The 14,882-nt window shown below is 61.7% G+C and carries 17 protein-coding genes; 9 read left to right on the plus strand and 8 right to left on the minus strand.

Going from position 1 to position 14,882, the window contains the following annotated elements; translation table 11 throughout:
• Positions 1-2: 2 nt before the first annotated feature.
• Positions 3-857, minus strand: coding sequence for a MurR/RpiR family transcriptional regulator (locus ACTJK9_RS16335; RefSeq protein ID WP_007956246.1), 855 nt, complete (start codon positions 855-857; stop codon positions 3-5).
• 320 nt (positions 858-1,177) lie between these two features.
• Between ACTJK9_RS16335 and ACTJK9_RS16340 the strand changes: the two genes are divergently transcribed.
• Positions 1,178-1,750 carry a histidine phosphatase family protein gene (locus ACTJK9_RS16340; protein ID WP_440814858.1) on the plus strand — a complete coding sequence of 191 codons (573 nt, stop codon included), beginning with the start codon at positions 1,178-1,180 and terminating at the stop codon, positions 1,748-1,750.
• On the plus strand, positions 1,747-2,502 hold the full coding sequence (cobF, locus tag ACTJK9_RS16345; protein WP_440814860.1) for a precorrin-6A synthase (deacetylating): 756 nt from the start codon (positions 1,747-1,749) through the stop codon (positions 2,500-2,502). Before ACTJK9_RS16340 ends, cobF begins: the two co-directional genes overlap by 4 nt.
• On the opposite strand, the gene ftrA is transcribed toward cobF, so the two are convergent.
• Positions 2,471-3,460 (minus strand): transcriptional regulator FtrA, encoded by a 990-nt coding sequence (gene ftrA / locus ACTJK9_RS16350; RefSeq protein WP_085613530.1) that lies wholly within the window; start codon positions 3,458-3,460, stop codon positions 2,471-2,473. The two genes, cobF and ftrA, sit on opposite strands and share 32 nt — an antisense overlap.
• A 100-nt stretch (positions 3,461-3,560) precedes the next feature.
• Between ftrA and ACTJK9_RS16355 the strand changes: the two genes are divergently transcribed.
• From ACTJK9_RS16355 to ACTJK9_RS16370, 4 genes are all read left to right on the plus strand, one after another.
• Entirely contained in the window at positions 3,561-3,995 is a 435-nt protein-coding gene (locus tag ACTJK9_RS16355; RefSeq protein WP_085613531.1) for a rhodanese-like domain-containing protein, read from the plus strand.
• A 254-nt stretch (positions 3,996-4,249) separates the two neighbouring features.
• Entirely contained in the window at positions 4,250-5,029 is a 780-nt protein-coding gene (locus ACTJK9_RS16360) for an ABC transporter substrate-binding protein (RefSeq protein ID WP_085613532.1), read from the plus strand.
• Between the two features lie 128 nt (positions 5,030-5,157).
• A complete protein-coding gene (locus ACTJK9_RS16365; RefSeq protein ID WP_440814863.1) occupies positions 5,158-6,270 on the plus strand; it encodes a succinylglutamate desuccinylase/aspartoacylase family protein in 1,113 nt (370 codons plus the stop codon).
• A 66-nt stretch (positions 6,271-6,336) separates the two neighbouring features.
• The gene (locus tag ACTJK9_RS16370; protein ID WP_440814865.1) at positions 6,337-7,053 is read left to right on the plus strand and encodes an alpha/beta hydrolase; all 717 of its coding nucleotides are present in this window, start codon (positions 6,337-6,339) and stop codon (positions 7,051-7,053) included.
• Between the two features lie 3 nt (positions 7,054-7,056).
• On the opposite strand, the gene ACTJK9_RS16375 is transcribed toward ACTJK9_RS16370, so the two are convergent.
• Positions 7,057-7,623 carry a hypothetical protein gene (locus tag ACTJK9_RS16375; protein ID WP_221399352.1) on the minus strand — a complete coding sequence of 189 codons (567 nt, stop codon included), beginning with the start codon at positions 7,621-7,623 and terminating at the stop codon, positions 7,057-7,059.
• 87 nt (positions 7,624-7,710) lie between these two features.
• Positions 7,711-8,484 carry a hypothetical protein gene (locus ACTJK9_RS16380; RefSeq protein WP_440814867.1) on the minus strand — a complete coding sequence of 258 codons (774 nt, stop codon included), beginning with the start codon at positions 8,482-8,484 and terminating at the stop codon, positions 7,711-7,713.
• A gap of 147 nt (positions 8,485-8,631) precedes the next feature.
• On the opposite strand from ACTJK9_RS16380, the gene ACTJK9_RS16385 reads away from it, so the two are divergent.
• Together ACTJK9_RS16385 and ACTJK9_RS16390 are read left to right on the plus strand one after the other, a co-directional pair.
• Positions 8,632-9,171 carry a chalcone isomerase family protein gene (locus tag ACTJK9_RS16385; RefSeq protein WP_085613536.1) on the plus strand — a complete coding sequence of 180 codons (540 nt, stop codon included), beginning with the start codon at positions 8,632-8,634 and terminating at the stop codon, positions 9,169-9,171.
• A 76-nt stretch (positions 9,172-9,247) separates the two neighbouring features.
• Complete coding sequence (locus ACTJK9_RS16390) at positions 9,248-10,567, plus strand: Nramp family divalent metal transporter (RefSeq protein WP_007956264.1); 1,320 nt, start codon at positions 9,248-9,250, stop codon at positions 10,565-10,567.
• Here the strand turns inward: ACTJK9_RS16390 and ACTJK9_RS16395 are convergent.
• Positions 10,564-11,457, minus strand: a complete 894-nt coding sequence (locus ACTJK9_RS16395) for a LysR family transcriptional regulator (protein ID WP_440814870.1) — start codon at positions 11,455-11,457, stop codon at positions 10,564-10,566. The genes ACTJK9_RS16390 and ACTJK9_RS16395 overlap by 4 nt on opposite strands.
• A gap of 115 nt (positions 11,458-11,572) precedes the next feature.
• Here ACTJK9_RS16395 and ACTJK9_RS16400 point away from each other — a divergent pair, with 115 nt between their 5' ends.
• Positions 11,573-12,175: an NADPH-dependent F420 reductase gene (locus tag ACTJK9_RS16400; protein ID WP_011333514.1), complete on the plus strand. Its 603-nt coding sequence runs from the start codon at positions 11,573-11,575 to the stop codon at positions 12,173-12,175.
• Between the two features lie 104 nt (positions 12,176-12,279).
• On the opposite strand, the gene ACTJK9_RS16405 is transcribed toward ACTJK9_RS16400, so the two are convergent.
• The 3 genes from ACTJK9_RS16405 to ACTJK9_RS16415 are packed head-to-tail and all read right to left on the minus strand — an operon-like array spanning position 12,280 to position 14,861.
• Positions 12,280-13,461, minus strand: a complete 1,182-nt coding sequence (locus ACTJK9_RS16405) for an acetyl-CoA C-acetyltransferase (protein ID WP_440814872.1) — start codon at positions 13,459-13,461, stop codon at positions 12,280-12,282.
• Positions 13,462-13,472: 11 nt separating this feature from the next.
• Entirely contained in the window at positions 13,473-14,138 is a 666-nt protein-coding gene (locus ACTJK9_RS16410; RefSeq protein ID WP_011333516.1) for a CoA transferase subunit B, read from the minus strand.
• 24 nt (positions 14,139-14,162) lie between these two features.
• Complete coding sequence (locus ACTJK9_RS16415) at positions 14,163-14,861, minus strand: CoA transferase subunit A (RefSeq protein WP_007956274.1); 699 nt, start codon at positions 14,859-14,861, stop codon at positions 14,163-14,165.
• Between the last annotated feature and the right edge of the window lie 21 nt (positions 14,862-14,882).

Below are 14,882 nucleotides of genomic sequence, written 5' to 3' on the forward strand. Positions count from 1 at the left end.
CCTTATTTATCCTCCAGCAAGTGGGTGTCGAAGTCGTTGCGCAGGGCATCGATGCCTTCCAGGCGATCGGCCAGGTCCGGGCAGCGCAAGGTCAGGCAAGCGATCAGTGCTTCAACCTGAGCCAGCGCCGGGACCATGGTGTCGAACGGCGAGGCCGACTCCACCGGGGCGCTGATGATCATGTCGGCCAGTTCGCGCAGCGGCGAGGCATAGATGTCGGTGAACAGCACGACGCGAGCATTGTTGTTTTTCGCGGCGCTGGCCACGCGCAAGGCCTGGGTCTGGTAACGGCGATAGTCGAACACCAGCACCACGTCCTGACGTTGCAGGTCGAACAGACGATCCGGCAGTTGCGCGTTGTCTTCCAGCGCAAAGCAGCCGGGGCGCAGCAGGCGCAAGTGATTGAGCAGGTAAGTTGCCATCAGGCTGCTGAAGCGCCCGCCGAAGCAGTAGACCTGATGCCGGGTGTCGAGCAGCCAGTCGGCGAGGATCCGCACGTCTTCCGGCTGGGTCAGGGCCTGGGTTTCGGCCAATAAATTGTGGCTGTGAGCCAGATAGTGACTCCAGGCGTCGTCCTTGTTCTGATGCGAGCGCGGCTGCAACAGGGTACGCGGCGAGCGCAGGCGGTGGTCCATGTCGCTGAGCAGGGCGTCCTGGAATTCGGCATAACCGCCGAAACCGAGCTTTTTTACCAGCCGCACGATGGTCGGATCGCTGACGCCGGCATGTTCGGCCAGGCGCGCCATCGGGCCAAGCCCGTTGCGTGGATACTGATCGAGCAAGGCGCGAACGACTTTGCGCTCCGACGGCGTCAGGTCAAGGCCGGGGTCGGTGATCAGGTCTCTTAAAGGGGGCATCCGGGCTCCTGCTGGATGGGGTGTTGAATTCGCTTCATAATCCGTTAAAACAGTATTTATGTAACTGACGCTACATGTCTAGCGAATTTTTCGCCGTTTAAACCAAGCCCCAAAATGGGGCGGAAAGCCCGTAACGCAAGGGTTACACGGATGTCGATCAGTCTTGTAGTCCATTGCCCATAGTGGTGTCAGACATTGCCGCTTTCACGCGCTCGGATCACCCAATCGACTTGCCCGGAGCATCCCGGTTTACGGCACAATTGCCGCTCCATCAGCGATTACGTCGATGACCGTCCTGTCTTCCAGCCGAGTGACTTCCCGTGCAGACCACCCGTTTGACATTGATCTGCCATACCAGAACCGTCGCACAAAAATTGGCGTGTTTTCCTACGAACGAACCTGTTGAAGAAACCGCGCTGGCGTCCTGCTCGCTGGCCTCGCGTTTCGACACGGCATCCCGTCTGATTTGCGGCCCGGAACTGCGCACTCGCCAGACGGCGTCGTGGTTTGGCCGTGAAGCGCACATTGATCAGGCTTTGCGTGATTGCGACTGGGGACGCTGGCAAGGTCAGTCGATCAAGGACTTGCAACGCAACGAACCCGAGGCCTTGCAAGCCTGGCTCGACGATCCGCACGCCGCCCCCCATGGCGGTGAGTCGGTGGCGCAACTGCGCGAGCGAGTGGCGGCGTGGCTGTTTTCACTGCAAGCCACCCCGGGGCACGTGGTGGCGGTTACCCATCCGTTCGTGATTCGTGCGGCATTGATGCAGGTCGTGCAGGGCGAGGCGTTTCACAGCCTCGATGTCGAGCCGCTGGCGGTGGTCGATCTGCGGTTTACCGGGCGCTGGCGGCTACGCTTGTCCGGCATGAATCTGGAAGGAGCAGAGCAATGAAGCGATTGCTGGTGATCGGCATCGGTGCCGGCAACCCGGACTACATCACGATGCAGGCGGTGAAGGCGCTGAATCGGGTGGACGTGTTTTTCCTGATGGACAAGGGCCAGACCAAGGACAAGCTGATCGACCTGCGTCGCGAAATTTGCGAGCGCTACATCACCGATCGTACCTACCGTTTCGCCGAGGCCCACAGCCCGGAGCGCGAGCGCGGCGATGTGGACTACAGCGCCAGCGTCGATGATCTTAACCGCGCCAAGCAAAAAACCTTCGAACGGCTGATCAATGACGAATTGTCTGACGGGCAGTGCGGCGGTTTTCTGGTGTGGGGGGATCCTGCGTTGTACGACAGCACGATTCGTATCCTGCAGGCGATCCTGGCCACGGGGCAATGTGAGTTTGAATTCGACGTCATTCCCGGCATTACCAGCGTTCAGGCCTTGGCGGCACAACACAAGGTGCCGTTGAACACCATCGGCCGCTCGATTGAAATCACCACCGGCCGACGCCTGGCGGCGGGGCAGGTGAGTGACACGGACAGCCTGGTGGTGATGCTTGATGCTGAAGATTCCTACCACCAAGTGGCAGATCAGGAGACCGAGATTTACTGGGGCGCCTACCTCGGCACGCCGGACGAAATCCTCATCCATGGCAAGCTCGACGATGTTGCCGATGAGATCAAGCGGGTGCGCAAGGCTGCCCGGTCCGAGCATGGCTGGATCATGGACACCTATCTGTTGCGCAAGCCTTGATCTCACGACCAAAGCGCTCGCGATACACCGACGGCGGCACCCCGACCACGCTGCGAAACGCCACACGAAAGCTTTCCACCGAGCGATAACCGCAGCGCAAGGCGATCTGCTCGGTGTTCTGCGGCGTGCTTTCCAGCAATTCCCGGGCTCGGGCCAGGCGTTCGTGTTGCAACCAGGCCTTGGGTGACTGGCCGCTGGCTTCGCTGAATTTGCGCAGGAAGGTGCGCTCGCTCATCGCCGCTTCGCTGGCCAGATCGCGCACTTCCAGCGGTTCGTGCAGGCGCTCGCGGGCCCACTGCATCACACGCGACAGATCGCTGCGCGGGGTCGGGCTGACCGGCGTCGGAATGAATTGCGCCTGACCGCCGGTGCGTTGCGGTGACATCACCAGCCGTCGCGCCACCGAGTTGGCGATCTGGGTGCCAAAGTCTCGCGCCACCAGGTGCAGGCAGGCGTCGATCCCCGCTGCACTGCCGGCCGAGGTAATCAATTGGCCGGAATCGACGTAAAGCACGTCCGGGTCGACATCAATGGCCGGGAAGCGCTCGGCCAGTTCTGTGGTGTATCGCCAGTGAGTGGTGGCGCCGTGCCCGTCGAGCAATCCGCTGGCGGCCAGCACAAACACGCCCGAGCAGATCGACAGTAACCGGGCGCCGCGTGAATGGGCACCATGCAATGCTTCAAGCAAGGCTTCCGGCACCGGCGCATTTCGGTCGCGCCAGCCGGGAATAATGATGGTGCGCGCCTGCGCCAACAACTCCAGCCCACCGTCGGCGAGCACCTGAATCCCGCCCATGGCGCGCATCGGGCCTTGATCGACGGCGGCGATGCAGTGCTCGTACCACGGGAAATCGAACTCCGGCCGGGCCAGGCCGAAGATCTCCACGGCGATGCCGAACTCGAAGGTGCAGAGGCCGTCGTAGGCCAGGATCGCGACCAATCCAGGTGAATCAGGCATTTGGCGGAAAATTCCCGGTGAGTGTCTTGTGCGCCACTGTAGCGGCCAGCGGCGGCTCGATAAAGTCCGTTCATCCCCACAGACAAAGGAGTGATTCAACATGCCCAGCCTGGTTCGCGAAATTCCTGCCGCCCCTTCGGCCATTGCCCTGATGCATTTCAGCAACCGTCTGACCTTCGAAACCGATTGTTCCGACGTCTTCAGCAGCCAGGAAGCCGGCGAAGTCGACTTTGTGCTGGTGGACGTGCGCGGGCCGCTGGCCTTCGAGCGTGGGCATGTGCCGGGAGCGATCAATATTCCGGGGCGTTTGCTTACAGCGGAAGGGCTGGCGGACTACTCGAAAAACACACTGTTCGTGGTTTATTGCGCCGGCCCTCACTGCAATGGCGCCAACAAGGCCGCGGTGAAGCTGGCGGCGTTGGGCTATCCGGTCAAGGAGATGATCGGTGGAGTGACCGGGTGGCTGGATGAAGGCTTTCAGTTGAGTGTCGCGACACCGCGCGTCACCGCCGCACCGATCGCTTGCGACTGCTGATAGCCGGAGGGTTGCCGCTTCGGCGGCAGCTTTTGTCGGCTTTGTCCTACAACCCTTGCACCGCTCCGGCGCACACTTTTCCCATGTGATGGCACTCGCCGATTTTCTGTAAGTATTTGTCGCTTAAAAACAATTTGCCCCGTGCGCGCCGCCATAGACTGCCGGCCACGTCGGTTTCTTTGCGCTACTCAGCCCAAGGCCGAACCTGACAATCGAAAGCTGCCAATAAAAGCCTCCGCACACGGGAGTAATAAATGAAAAAGCTGGTTATGTTCGGTGCCCTGGCACTGTCGATGTTGTCCCTGACCGCCGTGGCCGAAGACGCCAAACCGATCCGTATCGGTATCGAAGCCGGTTACCCGCCATTCTCGATGAAAACCCCTGACGGCAAACTGGCCGGTTTCGACGTGGACATCGGCGACGCGCTGTGTGAGCAGATGAAAGTCAAATGCACCTGGGTCGAGCAAGAGTTCGACGGCCTGATCCCGGCGCTGAAAGTGAAGAAGATCGACGCGATCCTGTCCTCGATGACCATCACTGACGACCGCAAGAAAAACGTCGATTTCACCATCAAGTACTACCACACCCCGGCGCGCTTCGTGATGAAGGCCGGCTCGGGCGTGAAAGACCCGCTGGTCGAGCTCAAAGGCAAGAAAGTCGGCGTGCTGCGTGCCAGTACCCACGACCGTTACGCCACCGAAGTGCTGGTGCCGGCCGGGATCGAGCTGGTGCGTTACGGCTCGCAGCAGGAAGCCAACCTGGACATGGTGTCCGGTCGTATCGACGCAATGCTGGCCGACTCGGTCAACCTGAGCGACGGTTTCCTGAAAACCGACGCCGGCAAAGGCTTCGAATTCGTCGGCCCGACCTACGAAGACGCCAAGTACTTCGGCGGTGGCGCCGGTATTGCGGTGCGTAAAGGCGATACCGCGCTGGCGGAGAAATTCAACGCCGCCATCAACGAAATCCGCGCCAACGGCAAGTACAAGCAAGTGCAGGACAAGTACTTCGACTTTGACGTATACGGCCATTAATACGCCGTAAGAAGAAAGTGGCCCCGTTTGCGCGGTGGCCACTTTTTTTTCGCCCGTGATTTATCCTGTCAGCACATTTCAATGCGGTCACTGCGTTGGCAGCGACCACAGAATTTCCGGAGTTCCCCATGCAACGCATCGACCATCTTCTGCCCTGGAGCCACCTGGGCAGCGAACGTTCCCTGAGCGTGTTCCGTTACGGCGCCGGCCCGCGCAAGGTTTACATCCAGGCCAGCCTGCACGCCGATGAACTACCGGGCATGCGCACCGCATGGGAACTGAAAAAACGCCTGGCCGAGCTGGAGAGCAACGGCCAGTTGCAAGGCGTGATCGAACTGGTGCCGGTGGCCAACCCGATCGGTCTCGATCAGCACCTGCAAGGCAGCCACATGGGGCGTTTCGAGCTGGGCAGCGGCAAGAACTTCAACCGCTCCTTCGTTGAACTCAGCGCGCCGGTGGCCGAACGCATCGGCGATCAGCTGGGCAGCGATGCCGAAGCCAATATCACGCTGATCCGCCAGACCATGGGTCAGGTACTCGACGAACTGCCGGCCCCGGCTTCGCAACTGGAGGCGCTGCACCGCCTGTTGCTGCGCCACGCCTGTGAGGCCGACATCACTCTCGATCTGCATTGCGATTTCGACGCGGCGATTCATATTTACGCATTACCGCAACACTGGCCGCAGTGGCAATCCCTGGCCGCTCGACTGAAAGCTGGCGTGGCGCTGTTGTGTGAAGATTCCGGTGGCAACTCGTTCGATGAGTCCTGCTCCACACCGTGGCTGCGCCTGACACGTATGTTCCCGGGCGCGGCGATTCCACCGGCCAACCTCGCCACCACCCTGGAACTGGGCAGTATGGGCGACACCCGCGTCGATCAGGCTCAGGCCAATTGCGAGGCGATCCTCGGCTTCTTGGCCGAGCAGGGCTTCATCAGCGGCGAATGGCCGAAAGCGCCGGAAGAATGCTGCGAAGGCATGCCGTTCGAAGGCACCGAATACCTGTTCGCCCCGCACCACGGCGTGGTGAGTTTCCTGCGCGATGCCGGTGAGTGGGTCGAGCGCGGCGATGCGCTGTTTGAAGTGGTCGATCCGCTGAACGACCGCGTGACCACCGTGCGCGCCGGCACCAGCGGCTTGTTGTTCGCCATCGATCGCGGGCGCTACACCCAGTCGGGCATCTGGCAGGCGAAAGTGGCGGGGCGCGAGCCGATTCGGGTGGGCAAGCTGAGCAACGACTGATATCCCGTCCTCCCGATCACAGTGTTAGGCTCTGCCCCGAACCCTGCACTGTGTGAAGGAAGGCTTATGTTGAAGGTGTTTGCGCTGTTGACGCTGCTGGCGTTCACGGCCGTCCAGGCTCAGGCCTCGCTGCAAAACGATCTGCCGCTCAACTACCTGGCCCAGGTGCACCCGGACGCCGAACAGCGTCCGCTGGTGATTTTCCTGCATGGCTATGGCAGCAACGAAGCAGACTTGATCGGTATGAAATTTCAACTGCCCCAGCAGTACAACTACCTGTCGGTGCAGGCACCGATGGCGTTGGGAGAAGGGCGTTTCCAGTGGTTTCGCAAGAAAGGCGAAGGCGCCTACAACGGCGAGACCGATGATCTGAAGGCCAGCAGCCAGAAACTGCGGGCCTTTATCGCCGCTGCGGCGCAGAAATATCACGCCCAACCGGAGAAGGTGTACCTGATCGGTTTCAGCCAGGGCGCGATGATGACCTATGAGGTCGGACTGCGGCAGCCGGCGGCGGTGGGTGGCATCGCGGCGTTGAGCGGGCGGCTGTTGCCTGTGCTCAAGAGCGAGCTGAAGTCAGAGCAACAGCATCCGCCGCTGGACATCTTCATCGGCCACGGCACGGCGGATGACCGTGTGCCTTACAGCGGTGCCACCGAGGCCGATGCGTTGTTGCAGAAGCTGTCGTACAAACCGCAATTTCATGCCTATCCCGGCGTCGGCCACAACATCAGTGCGGCCGAGCTTCGGGATTTGAACGACTGGTTGCAGCAACTCAATCCCTGAGCATCACTTTTCCTTGAGGATGGTTTTCACCAGCGCTTCGTGACCGCTCTTGTCGCTGGCCCGGGAAATCACCTGGACCAGCGCCATGCGCGTGCCGGAACCGGCCAGCAACGTGGTGTTTAGGGTCTGGCCGCCGCCCTGGGTGGCGGTGCTGTCGACTTGGCGCAGGCCCAAGCCGTTGCCTTTCTGGGTCAGGCTCTTTTCGCTGAGCTTGTTGAAGTCCGGCAGGGCCTTGCGCTGGGCGTCGATGAAGTCGGACACCGTACCGTCGAGGAACGCACTGTCGTTGTCCTTGACGTTGTTGCCTTCGGGAATCTGGTTTTCGGCGGTGATGACCACGGTCTTTGTCGTTTGGTTGGTGTACATCGTGCCCTTGGCACCGGTCGGGCCGGCGGGCAGCGGGTCGGCGACAAAGCCCTTGGGAAGGACAAAACTGAATTTGCCGTCGAGCATCGAGACCTTCTCGGTGACAGCCTTCTCTTTGGCCTTGGCCGCTTGAGCATTGATGGCGCCGAAACCGGCCACCGCCGCCAACAACAGGACGGCGGCTTTCTTGCAAAGCAATGACATTCGAATCTCCGAGGGATGGGTCGCGCTTGGGCGGCGATCATCCCATGGAGGGTGCCTGGCACTCCAGCGCGGTTTGTCCGGTCGGGTTCAGTTCGGCGATGGCGCCGGCGCCGGTTTGGCCAACAGCTGCCGAGTGACGCCGAGCATCGCCACCGAAACGGCCACCGCCACCACGAAACCGCCGAAGCCCAGGTTCGGAACGGTCAGCGCCAACACCAGACAAAACGCCGAAAACGAATACATCCCCGTCGCCGTCGCGCGTAACAACGCGGCGGTAAACGCTGGGCCACGGGTCTGTTGGGAAAACACCGCCATCACGCTGCCGAGCACCGGAAACACGGCGAGCAAACCGCTCCAGCGTTCGCCGACGGTGCTGGCCAGCATGGTTACCACCAGCGTCAGCGCCGCGCCGGCAATCATCCGCCAGACCAGTTTGTCCGATTTCGGCGCCGGACCCCTGACCACCGGTTGCACCTTGGGAAACAGGTACGGCGCGGAAAGTAGGGCGGTCGCAGCAGCGGCGACCGAGAAGGGTAACGACGCCGGAGTCAGCGACAGAATCAGCGCCAGCACGGCCCAGACCGATAAAGAAACTATCAATGCCAGCGGCCAGTTCGCCCGCTGCGCCACCTGCGCATAAGTGACACAAAACGCGATCATCGCAAACATGGCCGACAGCGCCGCGACCGCCGATTGCGCGGCAAACGACGGCCCTTGCTCGATGGCGAGGAAAAACAGAATCGGCCCGACCACCACCGGCAATCCCGACAGCCACCCGGCGACGCTGGGGCCCCAGCGCTTGCCCGCGAGGGAAATCAGCAGCAGGAAACCGGGAATCAGCAGCAGTTTGAGGATCAGCACGCAGGTGTCTCCGTCGGGTCAATGAGGGCCACGTTAGCATTGTCATTAGCGGATTGCTGCATATGCATGCAATAAATGTATACAAAATCATGGGTGTGATTGCCGACTATGCTCTGGGTATCAGGGTTTACCGGAGTCGATGCCGCGATGAGCAGTACACCGAAGGTGTTGCGTGGATGCTGCGGGATAGGCTTGTGGGCGTTGTTGCTGACCCCCACCTGGGCCAGTTGGCAAGACGTGGTGCCCGGTGCGCAAATCATTGGCACCGGCGATTTCAGCATTTTCGGTTTCGACGTTTACAACGCCCGGTTGTGGAGCGCCGCGCGTCCATTGGCCGATGGTCAGCCCTTCGCCCTGGAGCTGATCTACCGGCGCAGCGTGTCCCGCGAAGATTTGGTCAAAGCCAGCGTCGACGAGATCAAACGCCTGGCAGGCGCCTCCATCAGTTCTGCGCAACTGGCGGTGTGGCAGGCCCAGATGCAGCAATCGTTCGTCGACGTGCAGGCCGGCACGCGGATCACCGGGGTGTATCTGCCGGGGCAGGGCGCGCGGTTCTTTGTTGGCCAACAGTTGCAGCACGAGATCAACGACCCGTTGTTCGCCCAGGCTTTTTTCAACATCTGGCTGGATCCACGCACACGCAATCCCGAACTGCGCCGGCAATTGCTGGGTACTGCCCAACCCTGAACGCAGCACATCGGCGCTTGGGCCTGCCGACTGAAACGTCTAAGCTGCGCCTTTCGACTTGTTTCTGGATGTGTTTGTGAAGTTCAGCTTGCCCAAAATCGCCACGGCGCCGTTCTGCCCGCCGGAAGTGGCCGGAAGTGTCCCGGTCGATCCCAACGCCTCGTTCTTCAAGCGCGTGCTGCGCTTTGCCGGCCCCGGTTTGCTGGTGTCGATCGGCTACATGGATCCGGGCAACTGGGCCACCGCCATCGAGGCCGGTTCGCGTTTCGGTTACAGCTTGCTGTTCGTGGTGTTGCTGGCGAGTCTGGCGGGCATGGTCGTGCAATGCCTGTGCTCGCGGCTGGGCATCGCCACCGGGCGCGATCTGGCGCAGCTTTCCCGCGAACGCTACAGCACTCCGACGGCGCGGCTGCAATGGGTGCTGGCGGAAATCTCGATCATCGCCACCGACCTGGCAGAAGTGCTCGGCTGTGCCCTGGCATTTCACCTGTTGCTCGGCTGTTCGCTGACGTTCGGCATCGCCCTGACCGCATTCGATACGCTGCTGGTGCTGGCCCTGCAAAACCGCGGTTTCCGCCGGCTGGAAGCGATCATGCTGGTGCTGGTGGGCACTATCGGCGCGTGTTTCTTCGTTGAATTACTGTTGATCAAACCCTACTGGCCGGACGTCGCCCAAGGCTTCAAACCGTCGCTGTCGGCGATCAGCGATGCCGCGCCGTTGTACCTGGCCATTGGCATCCTTGGCGCCACGGTGATGCCGCACAACCTGTACCTGCACACCTCGATCGTGCAGACACGGCTGATCGGCAAGGATCTGGCCAGCAAACAGGACGCGGTAAAACTGGCGCGCATCGACACCATCGGTTCGCTGGCGCTGGCATTACTGGTCAACGCGGCGATCCTGATTCTCGCGGCGGCCGCCTTTCATCAGTCCGGACACACCGACGTGGTCGACATCCAGGACGCCTATCACTTGCTCGATCCGCTGGTGGGCGGCGCGTTGGCCAGTGTGCTGTTCGGCGTGGCGCTGCTGGCTTCGGGGCAGAGTTCGACCTTCACCGGCACCATCGCCGGGCAAGTGATCATGGAAGGCTATCTGAACCTGCGGATCCCTTGCTGGCAGCGACGTCTGATCACCCGTGGGCTGGCGCTGATCCCGGCGTTCATTGGCGTGTGGCTGATGGGCGACGGCGCGGTGGGCAAGTTGCTGGTGTTGAGCCAAGTGGTGCTGAGCCTGCAATTGCCGTTTGCGCTGTATCCGTTGATTCGCATGACCAACGACAAACAACTGATGGGGCCGTTTGTGAATCGGTTGCCAACCAAGGTTCTCGCGTGGGGATTGTTTGTGGTGATCAGCGGCGCGAATGCGTGGCTGATTCTGCAGCTAGCGGCCTAGCGGCCAAACGCTTCGACCACAAAATCAATGAACACCCGGGTCTTGGCCGGCAGCAAGGTACGGCTCGGGTAGTACAGCGAAATCGCGCCGGCATCGCATTGCCAGTCGGGCAACAGCCGCACCAGTTCACCGCGTTCGATCTGCGCGCTGACATCCGGCAGCACCAGCATCGTCACGCCCAAGCCCAGCAGCGCAGCCTTGCGCATGGCCATCGGATCATTCAGCACGATGTTCGGGTTGAGCAGGGCGCTGGCCTGTTCGCCGGCTTCGTTGTGCATCTGCCATTGGCGCAGGCGCCCGGTGCGCAGGCCGCGCATGACGATGCCGTGGTGATCGGCGAGATCGGCCGGATGTCGCGGCAGTGTGCGGCCCGCCAGATACGCCGGCGACGCCACCGCCAGCACTTCGGCGGACGACAATGGCCGGGCGACCACGCCGGGCGTCAGCTCGAATCCGCCACCAATCGCCACGTCATAACCCTCAGCGATCAGATCCACCTGACGATTTTCGAAGTGCCATTCCGGGCGAATCAGCGGATAACGCGCCAGAAACTCTGGCAGCAGCGGCAGCATGTGATCGATGCCGAATGTCGGCGGCAGGCTGATCTTGAGCACACCCGCCGGTTCGCCGCGCTCGGTCGCCACCGTGGCAATCGCTGTCTGCAAGGCGTCGAGGTTGCCGCCGATGCTCGCCAGAAAACCTTCACCGGCCTCAGTCAGCGACAGCTTGCGGGTCGAGCGCTGAAACAGCCGCACGCCGAGGTTGCGCTCAAGGATCGCCACGTTGCGACTGACCGCCGCCGGAGTCAGCGCCAGTAACCGAGCGGCGGCGGAGAAGCTGCCGGTCTCGGCGCTGCGAACGAAGGATTCGAGATTGGCGAGGGTTTCCATGGATTTCGACCTGATAGTGATACTTGAAGATCATTCAAGGCATTACCGGCTAATCAAGTGGGAATGGCAAGCGCAAGATTCTTTTCGAGTCTTACCCCACTTTGAGGAGAACACCATGAGCACTATCGGAATCATCGGCGCTGGCGCCATCGGTTCAGCGTTTGCCAAAGCCTTGTCGCGTCAGGGCATCCCGTTGGTCATCGCCAACAGTCGCGGGCCGGAGACCCTGGCTGAACTGGTCGCAGAACTCGGCCCGACTGCCCGTGCCGTTACCCGTGAAGAAGCGGCGGCCCAAGACATCGTGCTGGTCGCGGTGAACTGGTCGAAACTGCCGACGGCTCTGGCCGGGCTGCCGGACTTCGGCGGGCGGATCGTCATCGACGCCAACAACTCGATTGAAGCGCCATCGTTCAAACCGGTGGACTTGCAGGGTCGACCTTCCAGCGAAGTGTTCGCCGAGTGGGTGCCGGGCGCGCGGGTGGTCAAGGCGTTCAACCATTTGCTGGCGCGTTTGCTGGAAGCGGATCCGGCGTCGGAGGGCGGCAAGCGTGTGTTGTTCCTGTCCGGGGATGATGCGCAGGCCAAGGCGGAAGTGGGTGCGCTGATCGATCAGCTCGGCTTCTTCGGTATCGATCTGGGCGAATTGAGCGTGGGCGCGCGGCTGGTGCAGTTCCCGGGCGGGCCGTTGCCGGTGCTGAATCTGGTGAAGTTCGCCTGACGGCCGGGCAAAAAATACCCGGTGCGACGTGAGTCGTACCGGGTTTGTTGCCAACGGGCCATGGATGTCGTGGATCCACTGCCCGCTGTTGAACCTCTTTGCGCTTACGCGCGTTCCAGCGCCAGGGCCACGCCTTGGCCGCCGCCGATGCACAGGGTCGCGAGACCCTTTTTCGCATCACGCTTGATCATTTCGTGCAGCAACGTCACCAGCACACGGCAGCCCGACGCACCGATCGGGTGACCGAGGGCAATGGCGCCGCCGTTGACGTTGACCTTGTCCAGATCCCATTGCAGATCCTTGGCCACCGCCAGCGATTGTGCGGCGAAGGCTTCGTTGGCTTCGATCAGGTCGAGCTGGCCAATGCTCCAGCCGGCCTTGTCCAGGCAGCGGCGAGTGGCGGAAACCGGGCCGATGCCCATGATCGCCGGGTCGACGCCGGCGTTGGCGTAGGCGGCGATTTTCGCCAGGACCGGCAGGCCCAGGGCCTTGGCTTTTTCGGCGCTCATCAGAATGACCGCAGCCGCGCCGTCGTTCAGCGAAGAAGCGTTGCCGGCGGTGACGCTGCCGTCCTTCTTGAAGGCCGGACGCAGTTTGGCCAGGGATTCGGCGGTGGTGTCGCCGCGTGGTTGCTCGTCGACCTTGAACGCCACCGGATCGCCTTTGCGCTGCGGGATCAGGATCGGGGTGATTTCATCGACAAAACGACCGGCCTCGATGGCTGCGGCGGCTTTCTGTTGCGACGCAGCGGCGAAGGCGTCCTGCTGTTCGCGGCTGATCTCGTATTTCTCGACCAGATTCTCGGCGGTGATGCCCATGTGGTAATCGTTGAACGCATCCCACAGGCCATCGCTGATCATGGTGTCGACCATTTGTGCGTGACCCATGCGCAGACCGGTGCGCGCGCCCGGCATTACATAGTTGGCCAAGCTCATGTTTTCCTGGCCCCCGGCGATGATCACGTCCGCGTCGCCGCAACGGATCGCCTGGGCGCCGAGGTGCAGGGCCTTGAGGCCCGAACCGCAGACCTTGTTCAAAGTCATGGCCGGCACGGCGTGTGGCAGGCCGGCCTTGATCGCCGACTGGCGCGCCGGGTTCTGGCCGGCGCCGGCGGTCAGCACCTGGCCCATGATCACTTCATCGACCTGAGCACCGTCCAGACCGGTCTGCTCAAGCAACTGGCGGATGACCGCTGCGCCCAGATCCACGGCGGAGACGCTGGCCAGCGATCCCTGGAAACTGCCGATCGCGGTACGCGTGGCGGCAACAATGACGACGTCTTGCATTTTCGAATTCCTCACTCGGCAGCGAACTGCATTTCTGGTACGTGATCCGGGACGATCAGCTTACCAGCGGTTTTGGCGACGATTTCCTCGACGCTGACGCCAGGTGCGCGTTCCTTGAGGACAAAAGCGCCATTTTCGATTTCCAGGTAGGCCAGGTCGGTCAGCACGCGCTTGATGCAACCGGCGCCGGTCAGCGGCAGGCTGCACTGGCTCAGCAACTTGGACTCACCGTCCTTGGACGCGTGGGTCATGATGACGATGATGTTGTCGGCGCCGGCCACCAGGTCCATCGCGCCGCCCATGCCCTTGACCAGCTTGCCGGGGATCATCCACGAGGCGATGTTGCCTTGCACGTCCACTTCGAACGCGCCGAGCACGGTCAGGTCGACGTGACCGCCGCGGATCATTGCGAAGGACTCGGCCGAGTTGAAGATCGAAGCGCCGATCCGTGCGGTCACGGTTTGTTTGCCGGCGTTGATCATGTCGGCGTCGATGGTGTCTTCAGTCGGGAAAGGGCCCATGCCGAGCAGGCCGTTTTCCGATTGCAGCATGACTTCCATGCCTTCGGGGATGTAGTTGGCGACCAGGGTCGGGATGCCGATGCCGAGGTTGACGTAGTAGCCGTCCTGCATTTCGCGGGCGACGCGTTGAGCCATTTGTTCGCGGGTAAGTGCCATGTTCTTGTTCTCCGTCAGCCTGGATTATTTGCGGATGGTGCGTTGTTCGATGCGTTTTTCGAACGTGCCGCAAATGACCCGGTCGACGTAGATGCCGGGCGTGTGGATGTGTGCCGGATCCAGTTCGCCGGGTTCGACGATTTCTTCGACTTCGACCACGGTGATCTTGCCGGCGGTGGCGGCCAGCGGGTTGAAGTTCTGCGCGGTGTGGCGATAGATGACGTTGCCGAAGTGGTCGGCTTTCCAGCCTTTGACGATGGCGAAGTCGCCGGTGATGGACTCTTCCATCAGGTACTTGCGACCGTGGAACTCACGCACTTCCTTGCCTTCGGCGACCGGGGTGCCGACGCCAGTGGCGGTGAAGAACGCCGGAATGCCGGCGCCGCCGGCGCGCATTTTTTCGGCGAGGGTGCCTTGCGGGGTCAGGACGACTTCGATGTCGCCTTTGAGCAGTTGCTCTTCGAACAGTTTGTTTTCGCCGACGTAGGAGGCGACCACCTTGCTGATCTGGCGGTCGGTCAGCAGCACGCCGAGGCCGAAGCCATCGACGCCGCAGTTGTTGGAGACGACGGTGAGGTCGCGGGTGCCCTTGCGCTTGATCTCGGCGATCAGGTTTTCCGGAATGCCGCACAGGCCGAAGCCGCCGGCGATCACGGTCATGCCGTCTTCAAGACCTGCCATGGCTTCCTCGTAGGAATACACGCGCTTGTCGAAACCTGCCATATGCACCTCTTTTAATGTTTG

It is taken from the genome of Pseudomonas sp. 22082 (genome assembly GCF_052046055.1).
Lineage (GTDB): Bacteria > Pseudomonadota > Gammaproteobacteria > Pseudomonadales > Pseudomonadaceae > Aquipseudomonas > Aquipseudomonas pharyngis.